The organism is Massilia sp. 01N417, assembly GCF_056399645.1.
Genome location: NZ_JBFTRS010000004.1, coordinates 57,191 through 75,758 on the forward strand (window position 1 = coordinate 57,191; position 18,568 = coordinate 75,758).

Sequence of the window (18,568 nt, forward strand, 5' to 3'; positions counted from 1 at the left end):
TGAGCATGGACGCGAAAAACGATGCAAGAAAATAGCCAATTGACGGTGCTGGTGGTCGATCCGAACCCCGGCATCCGCGCCAACCTGCAGAACATGCTCAACCAGTCCGGCATCTCGCGCGTCGAGTATGCCGTCAACGCCGGTACGGCCGTCAAGCAGCTGAGCCGGCGCGGCTACGACGTCATCCTCTGCGAGTACGATCTCGGCGGTGGCAGCGGCAGCGGCAGCGAAGGCCAGGACGGCCAGCAGCTGCTGGAAGACCTGCGCCACCACAAGCTGATCCCGCCCTGGGCCATCTTCATCATGCTGACCTCCGAAGCCGCCCACGACAAGGTGGTCAGCGCCGCCGAGCTCGCGCCCACCGAATACATCCTCAAGCCCTTCACGGCCGAGGTCCTGAACCAGCGCATCCAGCGCGCCCTCGCCCGCCGCACCGCCATGCTGCCGGCCTACCAGCAGATCGCCCAGGGCAATCCGCAGGCGGCGATCCGCACCTGCATCGAGGCCGCCAGGACCCAGCCACGCCACGCAGTCGACTTCGCCCGCCTGCGCGCCGAGCTGCACGTCTCGCTCAAGGAATACGAACAGGCCGAGGGCGTGTACCGCCAGTTGATCGCCGCGCGGCCGCTGGGCTGGGCCAGGCTGGGACTGGCGCGCAGCCTGGTGTTCCAGAACCGCGTCGACGAAGGCGTCGAGCTGCTCGAACAGCTGGTACGCGACAACCCGCGCCTGATGGCCGCCTACGACCTGCTGGCGCGCTGCTACGAGGAGCGCGGCGACCACGCGCATGCCCAGAAGACGCTGGAGGAAGCGGTCGGCATCTCGCCCCACATGGTGCGGCGCCTGCGCAAGCTGGGCGAGGTGGCGCTGGAGACGGGCGACGTCGCCGCCGCCGAAAAGTCCTTCAAGCAGGTCGTCACGCGCTCGCGCTACTCCGAATTCCGCAATCCCGAGGACCACGTCAACCTGGTCAAGGCCCTGGTGCGCAAGGGTGACCAGCAGGGGGCGGTCGGCGTGATCCGCGACCTCGAACGTTCGCTGCGCGGCACCCCGGAGCTTGACGCCTGCATGGCGATCTCCGGCGCCCTGCTCCACGATGCGAACGGCAACAGGGCCGGCGCCATCGCCGACCTGCGCGGCGCGGTAAAGGCGGTGCGGGCCGGCAGTGCGCTGTCGCCGAACCTGAAAGTCGGCCTGACCCGCTCCCTGCTGGATCACCGCATGGACGAGGAAGCCTCGGAAGTCATGATGACCGCCATGAGCGGCCAGGACGGCGGCGTGACCGTGCAGCAGGCCATGAACGTGTTCGTGAAGGCCGGCCGTCCCGACCTGGCGGACGGCATGGGCAAGCAGCTGCGCGCCCAGGCCCAGATCCTGCTCGGCGTGGCCGACGAGAAGCGCAATATGGGCGACGTCCGCGGCGCCGTGCAGACCCTGCTGGAAGCCCTGCATATGGCACCGGGCAACCTGCAGGTAATGATCGCGGTGGTGGGCGGCATCCTCCGCCAGATCATGGAAATGGGCTGGGACCATCCGCTGGCCGGCCTGTGCGCCGAGCAGCTCGAGCATATCCGGGCGGTGGATCCGGGACATCCGCGCTTGCAGGCGCTGGATGAGGAGTTTGCGGGCGCCAAGCGGAAGTACGGTATTTCGGGTTGATTTCCTGGTTGGTGGCTGCTCACCGGTCAGGGCAAACCGTAACCACCTCCGCCCGGCGTTTCGACAACGAATACATCCCCCACCTGCATATCGACCTTGCCGATATGCCCCAGCTCCTGCACCCGCCCGTCAGCCCGCAGCACCAGGTTCCTGCCCTTCTCCCCGGGCTCCCCGCCCGCCATTCCGAAAGGCGCGAACACCCGGTTGTTCGACAGGATGGCCGCCGTCATCGGCTCCAGGAAGCGGACCTTGCGCACCCCGCCGTTGCCGCCATGCCAGCGTCCCGCCCCGCCGGATCCGGGCCGGATCTCGTAGCTCTCCAGCCGCACCGGGAAGCGGAACTCCAGGATCTCCGGATCGGTCAGGCGCGAGTTGGTCATATTGGTCTGCACCACGTCGGTACCGTCGAAGCCTTCTCCCGCGCCGGAGCCGCCGGAGATGGTCTCGTAGTACTGGTAGCGCGCATTGCCGAAGGTGAAGTTGTTCATCGTTCCCTGCGCAGCTGCCATCACGCCCAGCGCCCCGTAGAGCGCGTTGGTGATGCAGGTCGAGGTCTCGACATTCCCCGACACCACCGAGGCAGGATAGTGAGGATTGAGCATCGAGCCCGGCGGGATGATCACCTTCAGCGGCTTCAGGCAGCCGGCGTTCAGCGGAATCTCGTCGTCGACCAGGGTACGGAACACATAGAGCACGGCCGCCATGCACACGGCGGACGGCGCATTGAAGTTGTTCGGCAGCTGGCTTGAGGTGCCGCTGAAGTCGATCTCCGCGCTGCGCTCGGCGGCGTCGACGCGGATCGCCACCTCGATGCGCGCGCCGTTGTCGAGCTCATAGCTGTACGAGCCGTCCTTCAGCACCGCGATCACGCGCCGCACCGCTTCCTCGGCATTGTCCTGCACGTGGCCCATATAGGCGCGCACCACGTCCAGGCCGTAGTAGCCGACCATCTTGCGCAATTCCTCGACGCCCTTCTGGTTGGCGGCGACCTGGGCGCGCAGGTCGGCCAGGTTCTGGTCGGGATTGCGGGCCGGCCAGCGCGCCGCGGCCAGCATCGCACGGGTCTCCTGCTCGCGCAGCACGCCGTCGGCACCGTCGACCAGCTTGAAGTTGTCGATCAGGACGCCCTCTTCCTCGATGTGGCGGGAATCCGGCGGCATCGAGCCCGGCGTGGTGCCGCCGATGTCCGCGTGATGGCCGCGCGAGCCGACGTAGAAGAGGATCTGCTTGCCCGCCTCGTCGAACACCGGCGAGATCACCGTCACGTCCGGCAGGTGGGTGCCGCCGTTGTACGGGTCGTTCAGCACGTAGACGTCGCCCGCCTTCATCCCGCCCGCGAGGTCGGCCCTATTCTTGCGCATCACCGCCTTGATGCTCTCGCCCATCGAGCCGAGGTGGACCGGCATGTGCGGCGCATTCGCGACCAGGTTGCCTTCGTGGTCGAAGATCGCGCAGCTGAAGTCGAGGCGCTCCTTGATGTTGACCGAGTAGGCCGTGTTCTGCAGGCGCAGGCCCATCTGCTCGGCGATCGACATGAACAGGTTGTTGAAGACCTCCAGCATCACCGGATCCGCGCTGGTGCCGATCGCGTGGCGTTCGGGCAGCGCCTCGACGCGGCGCAGCACCAGGTGGTCGTAGGCCGTCACCTCGGCCTGCCAGCCCGCCTCGACCACCGTGGTCGCATTCGCCTCGGCGATGATGGCCGGACCCTTGACGATGGCGCCGGGCTTGACGTCCGCGCGCAGGTAGACCGCGGTGTCGCGCCATTCGCCGCCGGCGAACATCTTCACGCGCTCGTGCGCGGCCGGCTCGGCGCCGGCCGCAGCGACGTCGAGCGCCGTCTCGGGCGGCGCATCGGAACGGCCAAGGGCCTCCACCGACACCGCCTCGACCACCAGCGTCTTGCCCGGCATGAGGAAGGAAAAACGCCGCTTGTAGGCATCCTCGAAGGCCTGCTGCATGGCCGCCTGTGTGCCGAGGCTCACGACGATGGCCGAATCCGTGCCTTCGTAGCGCAGGTGGACGCGGCGCAGCATGTCGATGCGCTCGCCCGGCACGCCCTGGGCCAGCAGTTCCTCGCGTGCCCGCGCCGCCAATTCGTCGAGTTCGGCGGACAGTTCGTCGCCGCGCATATCGGCCAGGCGACGCTCGACCGCGCGCTCGCGCATCGCGCTCTGGTCGGCCAGGCCCATGCCATAGGCCGACAGCACACCGGCCAGCGAGTGGATGAACACCGTCTTCATGCCCAGCGCGTCCGCCACCAGGCAGGCGTGCTGGCCGCCGGCGCCGCCGAAGCTGGTGAGCGTGTAGCCGGTCACGTCGTGGCCGCGCTGCACCGAGATCTGCTTGATCGCGTTCGCCATATTGCCGACCGCGATCCGGATATAGCCTTCGGCCACCGCTTCCGGCGCCGGCGTGCTGCCGGTGGCCGCGCCGATCCGGTCCGCCAGCGCGCCAAAGCCCGCGCGCACGGCCTCGAGGTCGAGAGGCTGGTCGCCGCCGGCACCGAACAGATGCGGGAAGTGCCGCGGCTGGATCTTGCCGAGCATGAGGTTGCAGTCGGTGACGGTCAGCGGGCCGCCGCGGCGGTAGCTGGCCGGACCGGGATTGGCGCCGGCGCTGTCCGGTCCCACGCGATAGCGGCTGCCGTCGAAGTGCAGGATGGAGCCGCCGCCCGCCGCCACCGTGTGGATGCTCATCATCGGTGCGCGCATGCGCACGCCGGCCACCTGGGTCTCGAATACCCTTTCGAAGTCGCCGGCGAAATGCGAGACGTCGGTCGAGGTGCCGCCCATGTCGAAACCGATCACGCGTTCGAAGCCGGCCAGGCGGCTGGAGCGCACCATGCCGACGATGCCGCCGGCCGGGCCGGACAGGATGCTGTCCTTGCCCTGGAAGGCGCGCGCATCGGTCAGGCCGCCGCTCGACTGCATGAACTGCAGGTTCACGCCGGGCAGCTCGGCCGCGACCTGGTCGACGTAGCGGCGCAGGATCGGCGACAGGTAGGCATCGACCACGGTGGTGTCGCCACGCGCGACCAGCTTCATCAGCGGACTGACCTGGTGCGATACCGAGACCTGGCCGAAGCCGATCTCGCGGGCGATGCGCGCCACCGCCGCTTCGTGCCGGGTGTAGCGGTAGCCGTGCATGAAGACGATGGCCAGGCTGCGCAGGCCGGCGGCCCAGGCCTGCTGGAGGTCGCGGCGCGCACCGGCCTCGTCGAGCGGCAGCACCACCTCGCCGTGGGCGCCGATGCGTTCGTCGATCTCGATCACGCGTCCGTACAACAGCTCGGGCAGCACGATGTGGCGGTCGAACAGGCGCGGCCGGTTCTGGTAGGCGATGCGCAGCGCATCGCGGAAGCCGCGGGTGATGGCGAGCGCGGTCGGCTCGCCCTTGCGCTCCAGCAGCGCGTTGGTGGCGACCGTGGTGCCCATCTTGACGGCGTCGATCGCGCCTTCCGGCACCGCGTCGCCGGGTTTCAGGCCCAGCAGGTGGCGGATCCCGGCCACGGCGGCGTCACGGTATTGTTCGGGATTCTCGGACAGCAGCTTGTGGGTGACGAGGGCGCCATCGGGGCGGCGCGCCACGATGTCGGTGAAAGTGCCGCCGCGGTCGATCCAGAACTGCCAATCCATGCTGTCTCCAATTCGTTGCCGGAAAATCCAGCCTATTGTAGTCGCGTCTCGCGCGCCGGCGCGATTTTGGCGACAATGCCGGGTATCGACAGCATTCCCGCCCACCAGGAGGCAATATGGATACCCTGCTCTACAGCTGCGCCCAGATCCGCGCCATCGAACACGCCGCCCAGGCTAATGTCGCGCCGGGCGAACTGATGGAGCGCGCCGGCCGCGCCGCGGCGGACTACGCGCGCGAACTGCTGGACCGCGAGGCCGCGGGCGCGGTGCTGGTGCTGGCCGGTCCCGGCAACAATGGCGGCGACGGCCTCGAACTGGCCGCCCACCTCGCGCGCGCCGGCGCCGAGGTCGAGGTGCTGCACCTGGCCGGCGAGCGCGAACCCTCCTTCGAGGCGGGACGCGCGCTGCAGCGGGCCCGCGAGGCCGGCGCACGCTTCGTCGACGAAATCCCGGCGGGCCGGCCGTGGCGGCTGGTGGTCGACGCCCTGTTCGGCATCGGCCTGGCGCGCCCGCTGGCCGGACGGGCGCGCGAGCTGGCTGCGTGGACGGCGGGTATCGACTGTCCCGTCCTGGCCCTCGACGTGCCCAGCGGCCTCGATGCCGACACCGGCGGCCTGCATGGCCCGGACGGCATCGCGGTGACGGCCAGCCACACCATCACCTTCCTCGGCAACAAACCGGGCCTGTACACAGGCGACGGCTGCGACCATGCCGGCGCGGTGCGCGTCGACATGCTGGGCGCCGAGGGGCTGCATGGCGAGTCGGCCCAGGCCGTGCTGAACGGCCCCGCCCTGTTCGCAGATGCCTTGCAGCCGCGGCGCCAGAATTCACACAAGGGCAGCTTCGGCGACGTCGCCGTGCTGGGCGGTGCGCGCGGGATGGCCGGGGCGGCGGTCCTGGCCGCGCGCGCGGCTTTATTCGGCGGCGCGGGACGGGTCTTCGCCGCCATGCTCGACCCCGGCATGAGCATGGATCCGCTGCAGCCCGAGATCATGTTCCGCGACGCCGCCGGCCTCGATTACGCCGGCCGCACGGTGGTCGCCGGCCCCGGCATGGGCCATGCCGATGCGGCCATACACCTGTTCGGCCAGGTGCTGGCGGCGCGCGCGCCGCTGGTGGTGGATGCCGATGCGCTGAACCTCACCTCTGCGCGGCGGGAACTGCAGGAAGGCCTGGCGGCGCACGGCGGACCGCTGGTCCTGACCCCGCATCCGCTGGAAGCGGCACGCCTGCTGGGTGTGACCGCGTCCATCGTCCAGGCCGACCGCCTGGAGCATGCGCGCGAGCTGGCCATGCGCTTCAACTGCGTGGTGGTGCTGAAGGGTGCGGGCAGCGTGATCGCGCGGCCGGACGGCTTCGTGGCGCTGAACACCAGCGGCAATCCGGGGCTGGCGACCGGCGGCAGCGGCGACGTGCTGGCGGGCTTCTGCGGCGCCCTGCTGGCCCAGGGCTGGCCGGCCTGGGAGGCGGCGCTGGGCGCGGTGTGGATGCACGGTTCGGCGGCCGACTGGCTGGTGGCGGATGGCAGCGGGCCGATCGGGCTGACGGCGGGCGAGCTGCCGAAAGCGATTCGGGCCGTATTCAACGCCCTGGTCGCCGACCCGGACGCCCGGTAGGGTGGGCACTCCGTGCCCACGCGTAAGGTGCGCGCCGTGTTAGGGCACGCGTGGGCACCGGGTGCACACCCTACACGAGCCGGCCCGCGGCGATCGTGAGGGTACGCCCGCAACGCGCCGCCATCGCGGGATCATGCGTGACCAGCACCAGGGTCGAGCCGCGTTCGCGGTTCAGCTCGAACATCAGCTGAATCACCGACTCCCCGGTGGCGGCATCGAGACTGCCGGTCGGCTCGTCGGCGAACAGCAGCGGCGGCTCGGTGACGAAGGCGCGCGCCAGGGCCACGCGCTGCTGCTCGCCGCCGGACAGGTATTTCGGATAGTGGCGCAGGCGGCTCTCCAGGCCGACCCGCCCCAGCATGTCCGACGCCTTGCCGCGGGCGTCGGCGTCGCCGCGCAGCTCCAGCGGCAGCATCACGTTTTCCAGGGCGCTCAGGTGCGGCAGCAGCTGGAAGGACTGGAACACGAAGCCCAGCTTGGCCTTGCGGAAGGCGGCGCGGCCATCCTCGTCGAGGGCGAAGATGTCGGTGCCGTCGAGCCTCACGGTGCCGCTCGACGGCGTGTCGAGGCCGGCAAGCAGGCCCAGCAGGGTCGACTTGCCGGACCCCGAAGCACCGACCAAAGCGAGCGTCTCGGCCGGTTGCACGGTAAAATCGACACTGTGCAGGATGGTGAGTTCGCCGCTGGCGTCCGCCACCCGCTTCGACAGGCCGGCGACCTCGATTGCCGGATGCCGGACGATTGCACCATCTTTGGTAGCCTCGGGAATATCACGCATGCTTGCTCATCTCACTCTCAATGCCAGGAAAACGACGGTCGGTGTCCTTGCGGCCTTCGCGCTGGCCGCATCGGGGAGCGCCTATTCTGCACCAAAAACCGTGCTGGTGGTGGGCGACAGCCTGTCCGCCGAGTACGGGCTGGCGCGCGGCAGCGGCTGGGTCGCCCTGCTCGAACAGAAACTGAAGGCCGAGAAGCTGGACGCCCGCATCGTCAACGCCAGCATCAGCGGCGACACCACCAGCGGCGGACGCACCCGCCTGCCGACCCTGCTGGCCCAGCACAAGCCGAACGTGGTGGTGCTCGAGCTGGGCGCCAACGACGGCCTGCGCGGCCTGCCGATCGCTTCGGCCGAAGACAATCTGCGCAGCATGATCAAGCTGTCGCAGCAGAACAAGGCCAAGGTCCTGCTGGTCGGCATCCACATGCCGCCGAATTACGGCCGCGCCTATACCGAACGCTTCACCGGCATGTACAAGGACCTGTCGACGCAGCTGAAGGTACCGCTGGTGCCCTATATGCTGCAGGGCGTGGACCTGGTGCCGACGAATTTCCAGGCCGACCGCATGCATCCGCTGGCCACGGCCCACCCCGTCATCCTCAACAACATCTGGCCGCAACTGGCTCCCCTGATCAAACAATAAACAATGAAATACCCCGCAGTCCTGAGCTTCAACGACGTCCTGCCGCAGCTCGACGAATTCGACACCATCATCGACGCGCGCAGCGAATCGGAGTTCGCGCTCGACCATATTCCCGGCGCCATCAACTGCCCGGTGCTCGACGATGAGGAACGCATCCTGGTCGGCACCACCTACAAGCAGGTCGGCGCCTTCGAAGCGAAAAAGATCGGCGCGCCGCTGGTGGCACGCAATATCGCCCACGCGATCGACACCCTGTTCGCCGACAAGCCGCGCGACTGGAAGCCGCTGGTCTACTGCTGGCGCGGCGGCAACCGCAGCGGCTCGATGGCCCACATCCTGGCCAAGGTCGGCTGGCCGGTGGTGCAGCTGGACGGTGGCTACAAGGCTTTCCGCGGCTACGTCAATTCGGCCCTGGAGAATCCGCCGGAGCTGCAATTCCGCGTGGTGTGCGGCACCACCGGCAGCGGCAAGAGCCGCCTGCTGGAGACCCTCGACGCGATCGGCGCCCAGGTGCTCGACCTCGAACGCCTGGCGGCCCACCGCGGCTCGGTATTGGGCCACCTGCCGAACGAGCCCCAGCCCAGCCAGAAGATGTTCGAGACCCGCATCTGGGACAAGCTGCGCCGCTTCGATCCGAGCAAGCCGGTGTTCGTCGAATCGGAGAGCAAGAAGGTCGGCAACCTGCGGGTGCCGGAAGTGGTCATGGAGCGCATGCGCGCCGCGCCCTGCATCTCGCTGACCTTGTCGCGCCCGAACCGCGTGCGCCTGCTGATGGAAGACTACCAGCACTTCTGCGCCGATCCCTCGGCCCTGAACCGCCAGCTCGACCATCTGGTGCAGCTGCACGGCCGCGCCAGGATCGAAACCTGGCACGGGATGGCGAACGGCGGCCAGTTGCCGGAGCTGGTCGACGAGCTGCTGGTGCAGCATTACGACCCGGCTTACCTGCGGTCGATCGACCGGAATTTCGTGCAGTATCCGCAGGCGGAGGTGGTGGAGCTGGGGGATATTTCGAAAGAGGATTTCCTGGCGGCTGCGCGCAAGTTGCACGCCGCGTAATCCGTCGATGCCAGCGTGGGCACGGTGTGCCCACCCTACCGCGACTGCCCGCCGCTCCCGTACGGTGGGCACCCGGTGCCCACGCTTCAAACAACATCAATTAAAAAGCCCGGCCGCAAAAGCGAACCGGGCTTTCTTTTTGCGCCTGGGCGCTTACTCGGACCTGGTGCCCAGGTCGGCCGGCTTGACGTTCAGCTTGGCCTTGGCCTTCTTCTTCAGCGCCTCGATGTAGCCGTAGGTCTCGGCATTGCCGATGGCGCGGGCGATCGAGTCGGCTTCCTGCTTGCGGCGATCCTGGTCAGGTTTCGCCGGCATGGTGACCTTGCCGATGCGGTAGATGCCATAACCCTGGCCCGGCAGCTCGAGACCGATATAGGCCGGCAGCCTGCTCACGTCGGCCTTCAGCACGGCCAGCGCGGCGGCGTGGTTGATGCCCGGATCCGTGGTCATGGTGCGCGACAGGACCTTGACGTCGCCGAAGCCGGTGGCGTCGCCGGATGCCTTCAGCGCGGCCAGCTTGGCCTCGCCGGCCTGGCGCGCCAGGCGCAGCTCTTCTTCCTGGGTCACGCGTTGACGGATCTGGTCGGCCACTTCGGCCAGCGGACGCTTGGCGGCCGGCTTGAACTCGACCACGCGGCCCGCCACCAGGGTGCTCGGCGCCACTTCCACCGCCTCGGTGTTGCGCTTGTTGGCGATGGCGTCCTGCGAGAAGATCGCTTTCAGGAACTTGTCGTTGTTGACCGGCGAGTTGCCCAGCGCCGGGTTCGGCGTGCGGGTCAGGCCGTCGGCGGTCTGGATGGTCAGGCCCAGCTTGTCGGCCACCGGCTTCAGGCTGTCCGACTGCTCGTACACGGTGTTCGAGAAGATCTCGGCCAGTTCCGAATACTTGTTCGACAGCTTGGTCTTCTTCAGGTCGGCGACGATTTCCGGCTTGGCTTCTTCCAGGGTCTTCTGGGTGGACGGCACGACCTTGGTCACCTTGACGATGTGGTAACCGAAGCTCGAGCGCACCAGGCCGCTGACTTCGCCTTCCTTCAGCTGGTAGATGGCATCTTCGACCGGCTTGTCGAACAGGCCTTTCTCGACCACGCCGAGGTCGCCGCCCAGTTCCGCCGAGCCCGGATCCTGCGATTGCGCCTTGGCGATCTTCGCGAACTCGTTCGGGTTCTTCTGGACTTCAGCCAGGATGGCTTGCGCCTTGGCCTTGGCAGCGGCGTCGTCGGCCGGCTTGGCGTCCTTCGGCACGGTGATCAGGATGTGGCTGGCGCTGCGCTTTTCCGGGGTGGAGAAACGGGCCTTGTTCTTGTTGTAGGCATCGGCGATCTCGGCGTCGGTGACGCTCACCTGCTTCTCGACGGCGTCGGCGTTGAACACCACGTATTCGGCCTTGATCTGCTCCGGCACCTGGAACAGGGTCGCGTTCTTGTCGTAGTAGGCCTTGACCATGTCGTCGGTGACCTTGACCTGCGACGCGTAGCTCGCGATCGGGAGCAGCAGTTCCTGCACCTCGCGCTGCTGGTCGTTGATGTCCGACAGGCGGCCGGCCACCGAGCGCGGCGCGAAGGACGTTGCCTGCACCGATTCGGCCAGCTGCTGCACGGCCATCTGGTAGCCGATGCGCTGCTCGAAGGCCTGGGCGGTCAGGCCCTGGGAGGTCAGGAAGGCCTTGTAGGCGTCGAGGTCGAAGCTGCCGTCCGGCTTGCGCAGGCCGGTCTGTTCCTGAATCGCCTTGGCCAGCGAGGCATTACCGACGGCCAGGTGGCTGCGCGCCACTTCGGCGCTGATCGCACGCTCGGAGACCAGGCCGTCGAGGACTTCCTGCTTCGCTTCCGGGGTCTCGAACAGCTTCTGGTCGAAGCGCGGGCCCATCATGGCGCGGGCCTGGTCGATCTGGCGGCGCTGCGCCGCTTCCCATTCCTGCTGCGTGATCGTGCGGCCGTCGACGGTGGCCACGCCATCGTTGCTGCCGCGCTTCTCATACTGGCTGACGCCGACGAGCACGAACGAAGGCAGGATCAGCAGGAGCAGGACGAACTGCATCAGCCGCTGGTGGGTACGGATAAATTCAAACATGGTCAGCCAATCAAGGTTGAAAATGCGATTACAAAAAGCCGAAAAAAAAGGCGAACCGTGGTTCGCCTTTTTTTCACACCTGATTCTGGCGGAGCGGACGGGGCTCGAACCCGCGACCCCCGGCGTGACAGGCCGGTATTCTAACCAACTGAACTACCGCTCCAGATTCTGTGCTGCATGCGTATCGTCTTTTTGGTGGCGGAGCGGACGGGGCTCGAACCCGCGACCCCCGGCGTGACAGGCCGGTATTCTAACCAACTGAACTACCGCTCCACGCAATAAGGCGACACTTTTCGCCGCGCTCAGCGCAGCGAAGGCATTAGTTTACTGCATCTTTCAGGGCTTTACCAGCCTTAAATTTCGGGACATTGGCAGCCTTGATCTTGATGGCTTCCTTGGTGCGCGGATCGCGGCCGGTACGGGCAGCGCGCTCGCCGACGGTGAATGTGCCGAAGCCGACCAGGGTCACGCTGTCCTTGTTTTTCAGGGTATTGGTCACGGCGTCGATCATCGCGTCGAGGGCACGTGCCGCAGAGGCTTTGGTCAAGTCCGCGGACTTCGCAATTTCTTCGATCAGTTCAGTTTTGTTCACTTCTTTTCCCTCGTTAGACATTCGGCAAAAAACCGCAAGCGCGTATTAGACAAGGCGGGAATACTTTGTGTCAAGCAACGTTGCCTTTCGAACGGCAGGAAGAGATTCAAAACTTTGTTTTTTTGGGCATTGCCAAAAAAAACTCCCCGCGAAGGCGGGGAGATGCGTGTACGACGGTACGACCGCTGACTTGCTTTAGTGCTTGACCACGCCGCCCTGCCCTTCGGCGGTCGCCGCCACCGGGCTGCTGGCCACCGCCGGGACGTCGACCAGCGGCTCGGGCTGGCGTTCCAGCGCCACTTCGAGCACCTTCTCGATCCAGCGCACCGGAACGATCTCGAGCTTGTTCTTGACGTTGTCCGGGATCTCGGCCAGGTCCTTCACGTTCTGCTCGGGGATCAGCACGGTCTTGATGCCGCCGCGCTGGGCCGCCAGCAGTTTTTCCTTCAGGCCGCCGATCGGCAGGACTTCGCCGCGCAGCGTGATCTCGCCTGTCATCGCCACGTCGGCGCGGACCGGGATGCCGGTGAACACCGACACCAGCGCCGTCGTCAGGCCGATACCGGCGGACGGACCGTCCTTCGGCGTCGCACCTTCCGGCAAGTGGATGTGGATGTCGGTCTTCTCGAACACCTCGTTCTTGATGCCCAGGCGGGCAGCACGCGAACGTACGACGGTACGTGCCGCCTCGATCGATTCCTTCATCACGTCGCCCAGCGTACCGGTGCGGATCACGGCGCCCTTGCCCGGCACCTGCACGGCTTCGATGGTCAGCAGGTCGCCGCCCACTTCGGTCCATGCCAGGCCGGCCACCTGGCCAACCTGGTTGTCCTTCTCGGCCACGCCGAAGTCGAAGCGGCGCACGCCCAGGAACTTGTCCAGGTTCTTGCCGTTGACGATGACGCGCTTGCTGTCCTTCTTCAGCAGCAGCATCTTGACGACCTTGCGGCAGATCTTCGAGATCTCGCGCTCGAGCGAACGCACGCCCGCTTCACGGGTGTAGTAGCGGATGATGTCGCGGATCCCCGACTCCTCGACCTTGATTTCTTCTTCCTTCAGGCCGTTGTTCTTGATCTGCTTCGGCAGCAGGTAGCGCTGGGCGATCGAGGTCTTCTCGTCCTCGGTGTAGCCCGACAGGCGGATCACTTCCATCCGGTCCAGCAGCGCCGGCGGGATGTTGAAGGAGTTCGAGGTCGCCACGAACATCACGTCCGACAGGTCGAAATCGACTTCGACGTAGTGGTCGCTGAAGGTGTGGTTCTGCGCCGGGTCCAGCACTTCCAGCAGTGCCGACGACGGGTCGCCGCGGAAGTCCGCGCCCATCTTATCGATCTCGTCGAGCAGGAACAGCGGATTGCGCACGCCGACCTTCGACAGGGACTGCAGCACCTTGCCCGGCATCGAGCCGATGTAGGTACGGCGGTGGCCGCGGATCTCGGCTTCGTCGCGCACGCCGCCGAGCGCCATGCGCACGTATTTGCGGTTGGTGGCGCGGGCGATCGATTCGCCCAGCGAGGTCTTGCCCACGCCCGGAGGACCGACGAAGCACAGGATCGGCGCCTTCAGCTTGTCGACGCGCTGCTGCACCGCGAGGTACTCGAGGATGCGTTCCTTGATCTTGTCGAGGCCGTAGTGATCGGCTTCCAGCACTTGCTGGGCCTTCTCCAGGTCGATGGTGACCTTGGATTTCTTTTTCCACGGCAGCGACACCAGGGTGTCGATGTAGTTGCGCACGACAGTGGCCTCGGCCGACATCGGCGACATCATCTTCAGCTTCTTGATCTCGGCCTGGGCCTTTTCCATGGCCTCCTTCGGCATCTTGGCGGCGATCACCTTCTTCTCGAGCTCTTCGATGTCGGCGCCGTCTTCGCCTTCGCCCAGCTCCTTCTGGATCGCCTTCACCTGCTCGTTCAGGTAATACTCGCGCTGCGATTTTTCCATCTGGCGCTTGACGCGGCCGCGGATGCGCTTTTCCACCTGCAGAATATCGAGCTCGCCTTCCAGCTGGCCGAGCAGATGCTCCAGGCGCTTGGAAACGTTGAAGATCTCGAGGATGACCTGCTTCTGCTCGAGCTTGAGCGGCAGGTGGGCGGCGACGGTGTCGGCCAGGCGGCCGGCGTCGTCGATACCGGCCAGCGAAGCCAGGATCTCGGGCGGGATTTTCTTGTTCAGTTTGACGTACTGGTCGAACTGCTGGACGATCGCGCGGCGCATGGCCTCGACTTCCGAATCGTCGCCGGTTTCGGAATTAATCGGCGTCAGGTCGGCCACGAAATGGCTCGGCGCGTCGGTGATATGGTTGATGCGGGCACGCTGGGCCCCTTCGACCAGCACCTTCACGGTACCGTCGGGCAGCTTCAGCATTTGCAGAATATTGGCCACGCAGCCGATCTCGTAGATGTCTGCGGCGGAAGGCTCGTCCTTGGCAGCTGCTTTCTGGGCAGCGAGCATGATGCTCTTACCCTGTTCCATCGCGGCTTCGAGCGCCTTGATCGATTTCGGGCGGCCGACGAACAGAGGTATCACCATATGCGGAAACACGACCACGTCGCGCAGGGGCAGCAGCGGCAAGGTCATCTGTTCAGTAAATTTAGTAGTCGTCATGGCATACCTTATAAAAAGCGTGTTGACGATGTTGGGAGTCCACCGTCAATTCACAAGAGCGGCCGAAAAATAATTTTCTATCGCAACAGTTATTTACATTTAGCCGTTCTGACAAAAGGGCATTTTCGAAATAAAAAAGCCACCACGCGACCGGAATCACGAGTGGCTTTTCGATTGAAGCCTGGTCTTTTGTTGAGATTGATTGTACCGCCAAGAATCAGCGATTCAAGACCTTTTGTTGTGTGTGCGCCCGGAAATTTTTAATTTTCGCCGGCGGCTTTGGCGGATTCGCTATAAATCAGCAAAGGTTTCGCGCCGTTCGTGATCGTATTTTCATCGATCACGACTTTCACCACATTTTGCTGGCTTGGCAGTTCATACATCACGTCCAGCAGCGCATGTTCGAGAATCGAACGCAGGCCGCGTGCGCCGGTCTTGCGCGCCAGCGCCTTCTTGGCGATGGCATGCAGGGCCGCCGGGCGGATTTCGAGTTCCGCGCCTTCCATGTCGAGCAGCTTCGAATACTGCTTGAGCAGGGCGTTCTTCGGCTCGACCAGGATCTGGATCAGCGCCTCTTCGGTCAGTTCGCTCAGGGTGGCGACGACCGGCAGACGGCCCACCAGTTCCGGGATCAGGCCGAATTTGACCAGGTCTTCCGGCTCGGCTTCCATCAGCACGTCGCTGACCGAACGCTGGGTCTGGCTCTTGACGTTGGCGCCGAAGCCGATGCCCGATTTTTCCGAGCGGTTCTGGATCACCTTGTCGAGGCCGTCGAAGGCGCCGCCGCAGATGAACAGGATATTGGTCGTGTCGATCTGCACGAAGTCCTGGTTCGGGTGCTTGCGCCCGCCCTGCGGGGGCACCGAGGCCATGGTGCCTTCGATCAGTTTCAGCAGGGCCTGCTGCACGCCCTCGCCCGACACGTCGCGGGTGATCGAGGGATTGTCGGACTTGCGCGAAATCTTGTCGATCTCGTCGATGTAGACGATGCCGCGCTGGGCTTTCTCGACTTCGTAGTTGCAGCTCTGCAGCAGCTTCTGGATGATGTTCTCGACGTCCTCGCCCACGTAGCCGGCTTCGGTCAGCGTGGTCGCGTCGGCAATAACGAAAGGCACGTTCAGGGTGCGCGCCAGGGTCTGCGCCAGCAGGGTCTTGCCGGAGCCGGTCGGGCCCACCAGCAGGATGTTGCTCTTGGACAGCTCGATATCGTCCTTCTTGCCGAGGTGCTTGAGGCGCTTGTAGTGGTTGTAGACGGCCACCGACAGGATGCGCTTGGCCGTCTGCTGGCCGATCACGTACTGGTCGAGCAGTTCGGCGATCTCGTGCGGCGTCGGCAGGTCGGACTTCGCGCCCGCCACCGATTCGACATTGGAGGTCTCGTCGCGGATGATGTCGTTGCACAGGTCGATACACTCGTCGCAGATGAAGACCGACGGTCCCGCGATAAGCTTCTTCACCTCGTGCTGGCTCTTGCCGCAGAAGGAGCAGTACAGGAGTTTTTCGCCGCTAGAGGATTTTTTGTCAGACATGGGGCAGGTTTCTGTTGAATTGCTTCGAATATAACGCTAATACGGGGGCGCAACAAGTGCGCACATCTCCATGCTACCTGAAATAAAAAAAGAACGCCCGGTACGCTGTTGCGCTCGGGCGTCTTTCAGCAACACCTATTATGGTGCTCAGGAGCGATTGGTCAAGACCTTGTCGATCAGACCATATTCAACGGCTTCTTCACTCGACATGAAGCGGTCGCGGTCGGTGTCCTTGTGGATCTGCTCGATCGTCTGGCCGGTATTGTCGGCCATGATGCGCGCCAGGCGCTCGCGCAGGTACAGGATTTCCTTGGCCTGGATTTCGATATCCGAAGCCATGCCCTGCGAACCACCGGACGGCTGGTGGATCATGACGCGCGAGTTCGGCAGCGAGAAACGCTTGCCCTTGGCGCCCGCGGCCAGCAGGAAGGCGCCCATCGAGGCAGCCAGGCCCGTGCACAGGGTCGAGACGTCCGGCTTGATGAAGTTCATCGTGTCGAAGATGGCCAGGCCGGCCGACACCGAACCACCCGGCGAGTTAATGTAGAGCGAAATATCCTTGTCGGGATTCTCGCTCTCCAGGAACAGCATCTGGGCCACGATCAGGTTGGCCATCTGGTCGTTGACAGGGCCGACCAGGAAGATCACGCGCTCTTTCAGCAGGCGCGAATAGATGTCGTAGGCACGCTCGCCGCGGCCACTCTGCTCGATCACCATCGGCACGAGGCCGAGGGCTTGGGTATCCAACGCAGGATTACGATTCATACCTGTCACTTTCCTTAAAGAAGATGTTCAGAGACGCCAACCGGCGCACAGGGCGCCGGTCGGCAAGGCTCGTCACCTCAAGCTTACACCGAAGCTCAGGCTTGCGGCGCGCTACCCATCAGCTCGTCAAAGGCGATGTCCTTGGCCGTCACCTTTGCCTTGCCAAGCACATAGTTAACGACGTTTTCTTCCAAAACAAGAGCCTCGATCTCGCCCAGACGACGACGATCGCTATAGTAGTACTTCAGGACTTCCTTCGGATCTTCGTAGCTTTGCGCGAAGTCTTCGATCTGCGATTTCACCTGCTCCTGGGTTGCCTGCAGGTTGTTGTCGCCCACCAGCTGCGACAGGATCAGGCCCAGGCGCACGCGGCGCTCGGCCTTGGTGGCGAACAGGTCGGCCGGGAACGGCAGGCTCTTCACGTCCATGCCGCGCTGGGCCATATCCTGGCGGGTCTGCTCGGCCAGGCGCTGCGAATCCTGCTCGATCATGACCTTCGGCACGTCCATCTCGGTGGCCTTGACCAGGGCGTCCATCACGGCTTCCTTGTTGCGGGCCTTGATGCGGGCGTTGACTTCGCGCTCCAGGTTGACCTTGATGTCTTCGCGCATCTTCTCGACGCTGCCGTCTTCGATGCCCAGCGACTTGGCGAACTCGGCGTCGACTTCCGGCAGGTGCGCCCACTCCAGCTTCTTCAGGGTGATGGTGAACTCGGCGGTTTTACCGGCCACGTCCTTGCCATGGTAGTCTTCCGGGAAAGCCAGCGGGAAGGACTTCGCCTCGCCCACTTTCAGGCCGACGGTGGCGGCTTCGAATTCCGGCAGCATGCGGCCTTCGCCCAGCACGAATGCGTAGTCCTCGGCCTTGCCGCCGGCGAACTCGACGCCGTCGATGGTGCCGACGAAGTCGACGGTCACGCGGTCGCCGTTGGCGGCCACCGGCTCGCCGCCGTCGCCGTGCTCACCGGCTTCGCCCTTGGTGTGGAAGTGCACGCGCTGCTTGCGCAGGATGTCGATGGTCTTGTCGATCTCGGCGTCCGACACGTCGGCCTTGACGGTCTCGACTTCGATGCCCGACAGGTCCGGCAGGGTCACTTCCGGGTAGACTTCGAAGGTGGCGTCGAAGGCCAGCATGCCTTCCGGCGCTTCTTCCTTCGGCTCGATTTTCGGCATGCCGGCAACGCGCAGCTGGTTCTCTTCGGCGGCCTGGCCGAATGCCTGGCCAACCTTGTCGTTCAGCACGTCGGACTCGATCTGGTAGCCGTACTGAGCCGCAACCATTTTCAGAGGGACCTTGCCCGGACGGAAGCCCGGCGCACGAGCGGTCTTGGCCTGCTTCTTGAGGCGCTTTTCAACTTCCGTACGTACGTCGCTCAGCGGAAAAGTGAGAGTCAAGCGACGCTCGAGTTTACCCAGGTTTTCGACTGCAGTTGCCATTGTAAAAATCGTCCAAAAAAATAATTATTCGTGGTGCGAGGAGGGGGACTCGAACCCCCACACCATTGCTGGCGTCAGGACCTAAACCTGGTGCGTCTACCAATTTCGCCATCCTCGCTCAGGATTGCATCTTGCCGCAAAAACAAAGGGCGCCCGACGATACTTCCGGTCGCCCT

General features: G+C 65.0%; 12 protein-coding genes and 3 tRNA genes. 4 read left to right on the forward strand and 11 right to left on the reverse strand.

Annotated elements, in window-relative coordinates:
* Positions 1-21 precede the first annotated feature (21 nt).
* Positions 22-1,659: a tetratricopeptide repeat protein gene (locus AC1DOQ_RS05680; RefSeq protein ID WP_477361089.1), complete on the forward strand. Its 1,638-nt coding sequence runs from the start codon at positions 22-24 to the stop codon at positions 1,657-1,659.
* Between the two features lie 26 nt (positions 1,660-1,685).
* On the opposite strand, the gene AC1DOQ_RS05685 is transcribed toward AC1DOQ_RS05680, so the two are convergent.
* Positions 1,686-5,297, reverse strand: coding sequence for a hydantoinase B/oxoprolinase family protein (locus AC1DOQ_RS05685; protein WP_477361091.1), 3,612 nt, complete (start codon positions 5,295-5,297; stop codon positions 1,686-1,688).
* 116 nt (positions 5,298-5,413) lie between these two features.
* On the opposite strand from AC1DOQ_RS05685, the gene AC1DOQ_RS05690 reads away from it, so the two are divergent.
* Positions 5,414-6,913, forward strand: coding sequence for an NAD(P)H-hydrate dehydratase (locus AC1DOQ_RS05690; protein WP_477361093.1), 1,500 nt, complete (start codon positions 5,414-5,416; stop codon positions 6,911-6,913).
* Between the two features lie 70 nt (positions 6,914-6,983).
* On the opposite strand, the gene AC1DOQ_RS05695 is transcribed toward AC1DOQ_RS05690, so the two are convergent.
* Positions 6,984-7,691, reverse strand: a complete 708-nt coding sequence (locus AC1DOQ_RS05695) for an ABC transporter ATP-binding protein (RefSeq protein WP_477361095.1) — start codon at positions 7,689-7,691, stop codon at positions 6,984-6,986.
* Between AC1DOQ_RS05695 and AC1DOQ_RS05700 the strand changes: the two genes are divergently transcribed.
* Positions 7,690-8,334, forward strand: coding sequence for an arylesterase (locus tag AC1DOQ_RS05700; protein ID WP_477361097.1), 645 nt, complete (start codon positions 7,690-7,692; stop codon positions 8,332-8,334). The two genes, AC1DOQ_RS05695 and AC1DOQ_RS05700, sit on opposite strands and share 2 nt — an antisense overlap.
* Positions 8,335-8,337: 3 nt before the next feature.
* Entirely contained in the window at positions 8,338-9,393 is a 1,056-nt protein-coding gene (mnmH, locus tag AC1DOQ_RS05705; protein ID WP_477361099.1) for a tRNA 2-selenouridine(34) synthase MnmH, read from the forward strand.
* Positions 9,394-9,546: 153 nt separating this feature from the next.
* Here the strand turns inward: mnmH and AC1DOQ_RS05710 are convergent, their stop codons facing one another.
* The 9 genes from AC1DOQ_RS05710 to AC1DOQ_RS05750 all read right to left on the reverse strand — a co-directional run bounded on the left by AC1DOQ_RS05710 (position 9,547) and on the right by AC1DOQ_RS05750 (position 18,510).
* The gene (locus AC1DOQ_RS05710; RefSeq protein WP_477361101.1) at positions 9,547-11,466 is read right to left on the reverse strand and encodes a SurA N-terminal domain-containing protein; all 1,920 of its coding nucleotides are present in this window, start codon (positions 11,464-11,466) and stop codon (positions 9,547-9,549) included.
* 86 nt (positions 11,467-11,552) lie between these two features.
* A tRNA-Asp gene (locus AC1DOQ_RS05715) sits at positions 11,553-11,629 on the reverse strand.
* 33 nt (positions 11,630-11,662) lie between these two features.
* A tRNA-Asp gene (locus AC1DOQ_RS05720) sits at positions 11,663-11,739 on the reverse strand.
* Positions 11,740-11,785: 46 nt separating this feature from the next.
* The gene (locus tag AC1DOQ_RS05725) at positions 11,786-12,058 is read right to left on the reverse strand and encodes an HU family DNA-binding protein (RefSeq protein WP_442122143.1); all 273 of its coding nucleotides are present in this window, start codon (positions 12,056-12,058) and stop codon (positions 11,786-11,788) included.
* A gap of 195 nt (positions 12,059-12,253) precedes the next feature.
* Positions 12,254-14,662, reverse strand: coding sequence for an endopeptidase La (lon, locus tag AC1DOQ_RS05730; RefSeq protein ID WP_477361103.1), 2,409 nt, complete (start codon positions 14,660-14,662; stop codon positions 12,254-12,256).
* Positions 14,663-14,922: 260 nt separating this feature from the next.
* Positions 14,923-16,191, reverse strand: a complete 1,269-nt coding sequence (gene clpX, locus AC1DOQ_RS05735; RefSeq protein ID WP_477361105.1) for an ATP-dependent Clp protease ATP-binding subunit ClpX — start codon at positions 16,189-16,191, stop codon at positions 14,923-14,925.
* 147 nt (positions 16,192-16,338) lie between these two features.
* Positions 16,339-16,956, reverse strand: coding sequence for an ATP-dependent Clp endopeptidase proteolytic subunit ClpP (gene clpP / locus AC1DOQ_RS05740; protein ID WP_477361107.1), 618 nt, complete (start codon positions 16,954-16,956; stop codon positions 16,339-16,341).
* Positions 16,957-17,051: 95 nt separating this feature from the next.
* Entirely contained in the window at positions 17,052-18,392 is a 1,341-nt protein-coding gene (gene tig / locus AC1DOQ_RS05745) for a trigger factor (protein WP_477361109.1), read from the reverse strand.
* Positions 18,393-18,423: 31 nt separating this feature from the next.
* Positions 18,424-18,510, reverse strand: a tRNA-Leu gene (locus tag AC1DOQ_RS05750).
* Positions 18,511-18,568 lie beyond the last annotated feature (58 nt).

Excerpts from the sequence above, each read along its gene's own strand:
- AC1DOQ_RS05680 (WP_477361089.1), top strand. The coding sequence starts at position 22 with ATGCAAGAAAATAGCCAATTGACGGTGCTGGTGGTCGATCCGAACCCC.
- AC1DOQ_RS05685 (WP_477361091.1), bottom strand. The coding sequence starts at position 5,297 with ATGGATTGGCAGTTCTGGATCGACCGCGGCGGCACTTTCACCGACATC.
- AC1DOQ_RS05690 (WP_477361093.1), top strand. The coding sequence starts at position 5,414 with ATGGATACCCTGCTCTACAGCTGCGCCCAGATCCGCGCCATCGAACAC.
- AC1DOQ_RS05700 (WP_477361097.1), top strand. The coding sequence starts at position 7,690 with ATGCTTGCTCATCTCACTCTCAATGCCAGGAAAACGACGGTCGGTGTC.
- AC1DOQ_RS05695 (WP_477361095.1), bottom strand. The coding sequence starts at position 7,691 with ATGCGTGATATTCCCGAGGCTACCAAAGATGGTGCAATCGTCCGGCAT.
- mnmH (WP_477361099.1), top strand. The coding sequence starts at position 8,338 with ATGAAATACCCCGCAGTCCTGAGCTTCAACGACGTCCTGCCGCAGCTC.
- AC1DOQ_RS05710 (WP_477361101.1), bottom strand. The coding sequence starts at position 11,466 with ATGTTTGAATTTATCCGTACCCACCAGCGGCTGATGCAGTTCGTCCTG.
- lon (WP_477361103.1), bottom strand. The coding sequence starts at position 14,662 with ATGACGACTACTAAATTTACTGAACAGATGACCTTGCCGCTGCTGCCC.
- clpX (WP_477361105.1), bottom strand. The coding sequence starts at position 16,191 with ATGTCTGACAAAAAATCCTCTAGCGGCGAAAAACTCCTGTACTGCTCC.
- clpP (WP_477361107.1), bottom strand. The coding sequence starts at position 16,956 with ATGAATCGTAATCCTGCGTTGGATACCCAAGCCCTCGGCCTCGTGCCG.
- tig (WP_477361109.1), bottom strand. The coding sequence starts at position 18,392 with ATGGCAACTGCAGTCGAAAACCTGGGTAAACTCGAGCGTCGCTTGACT.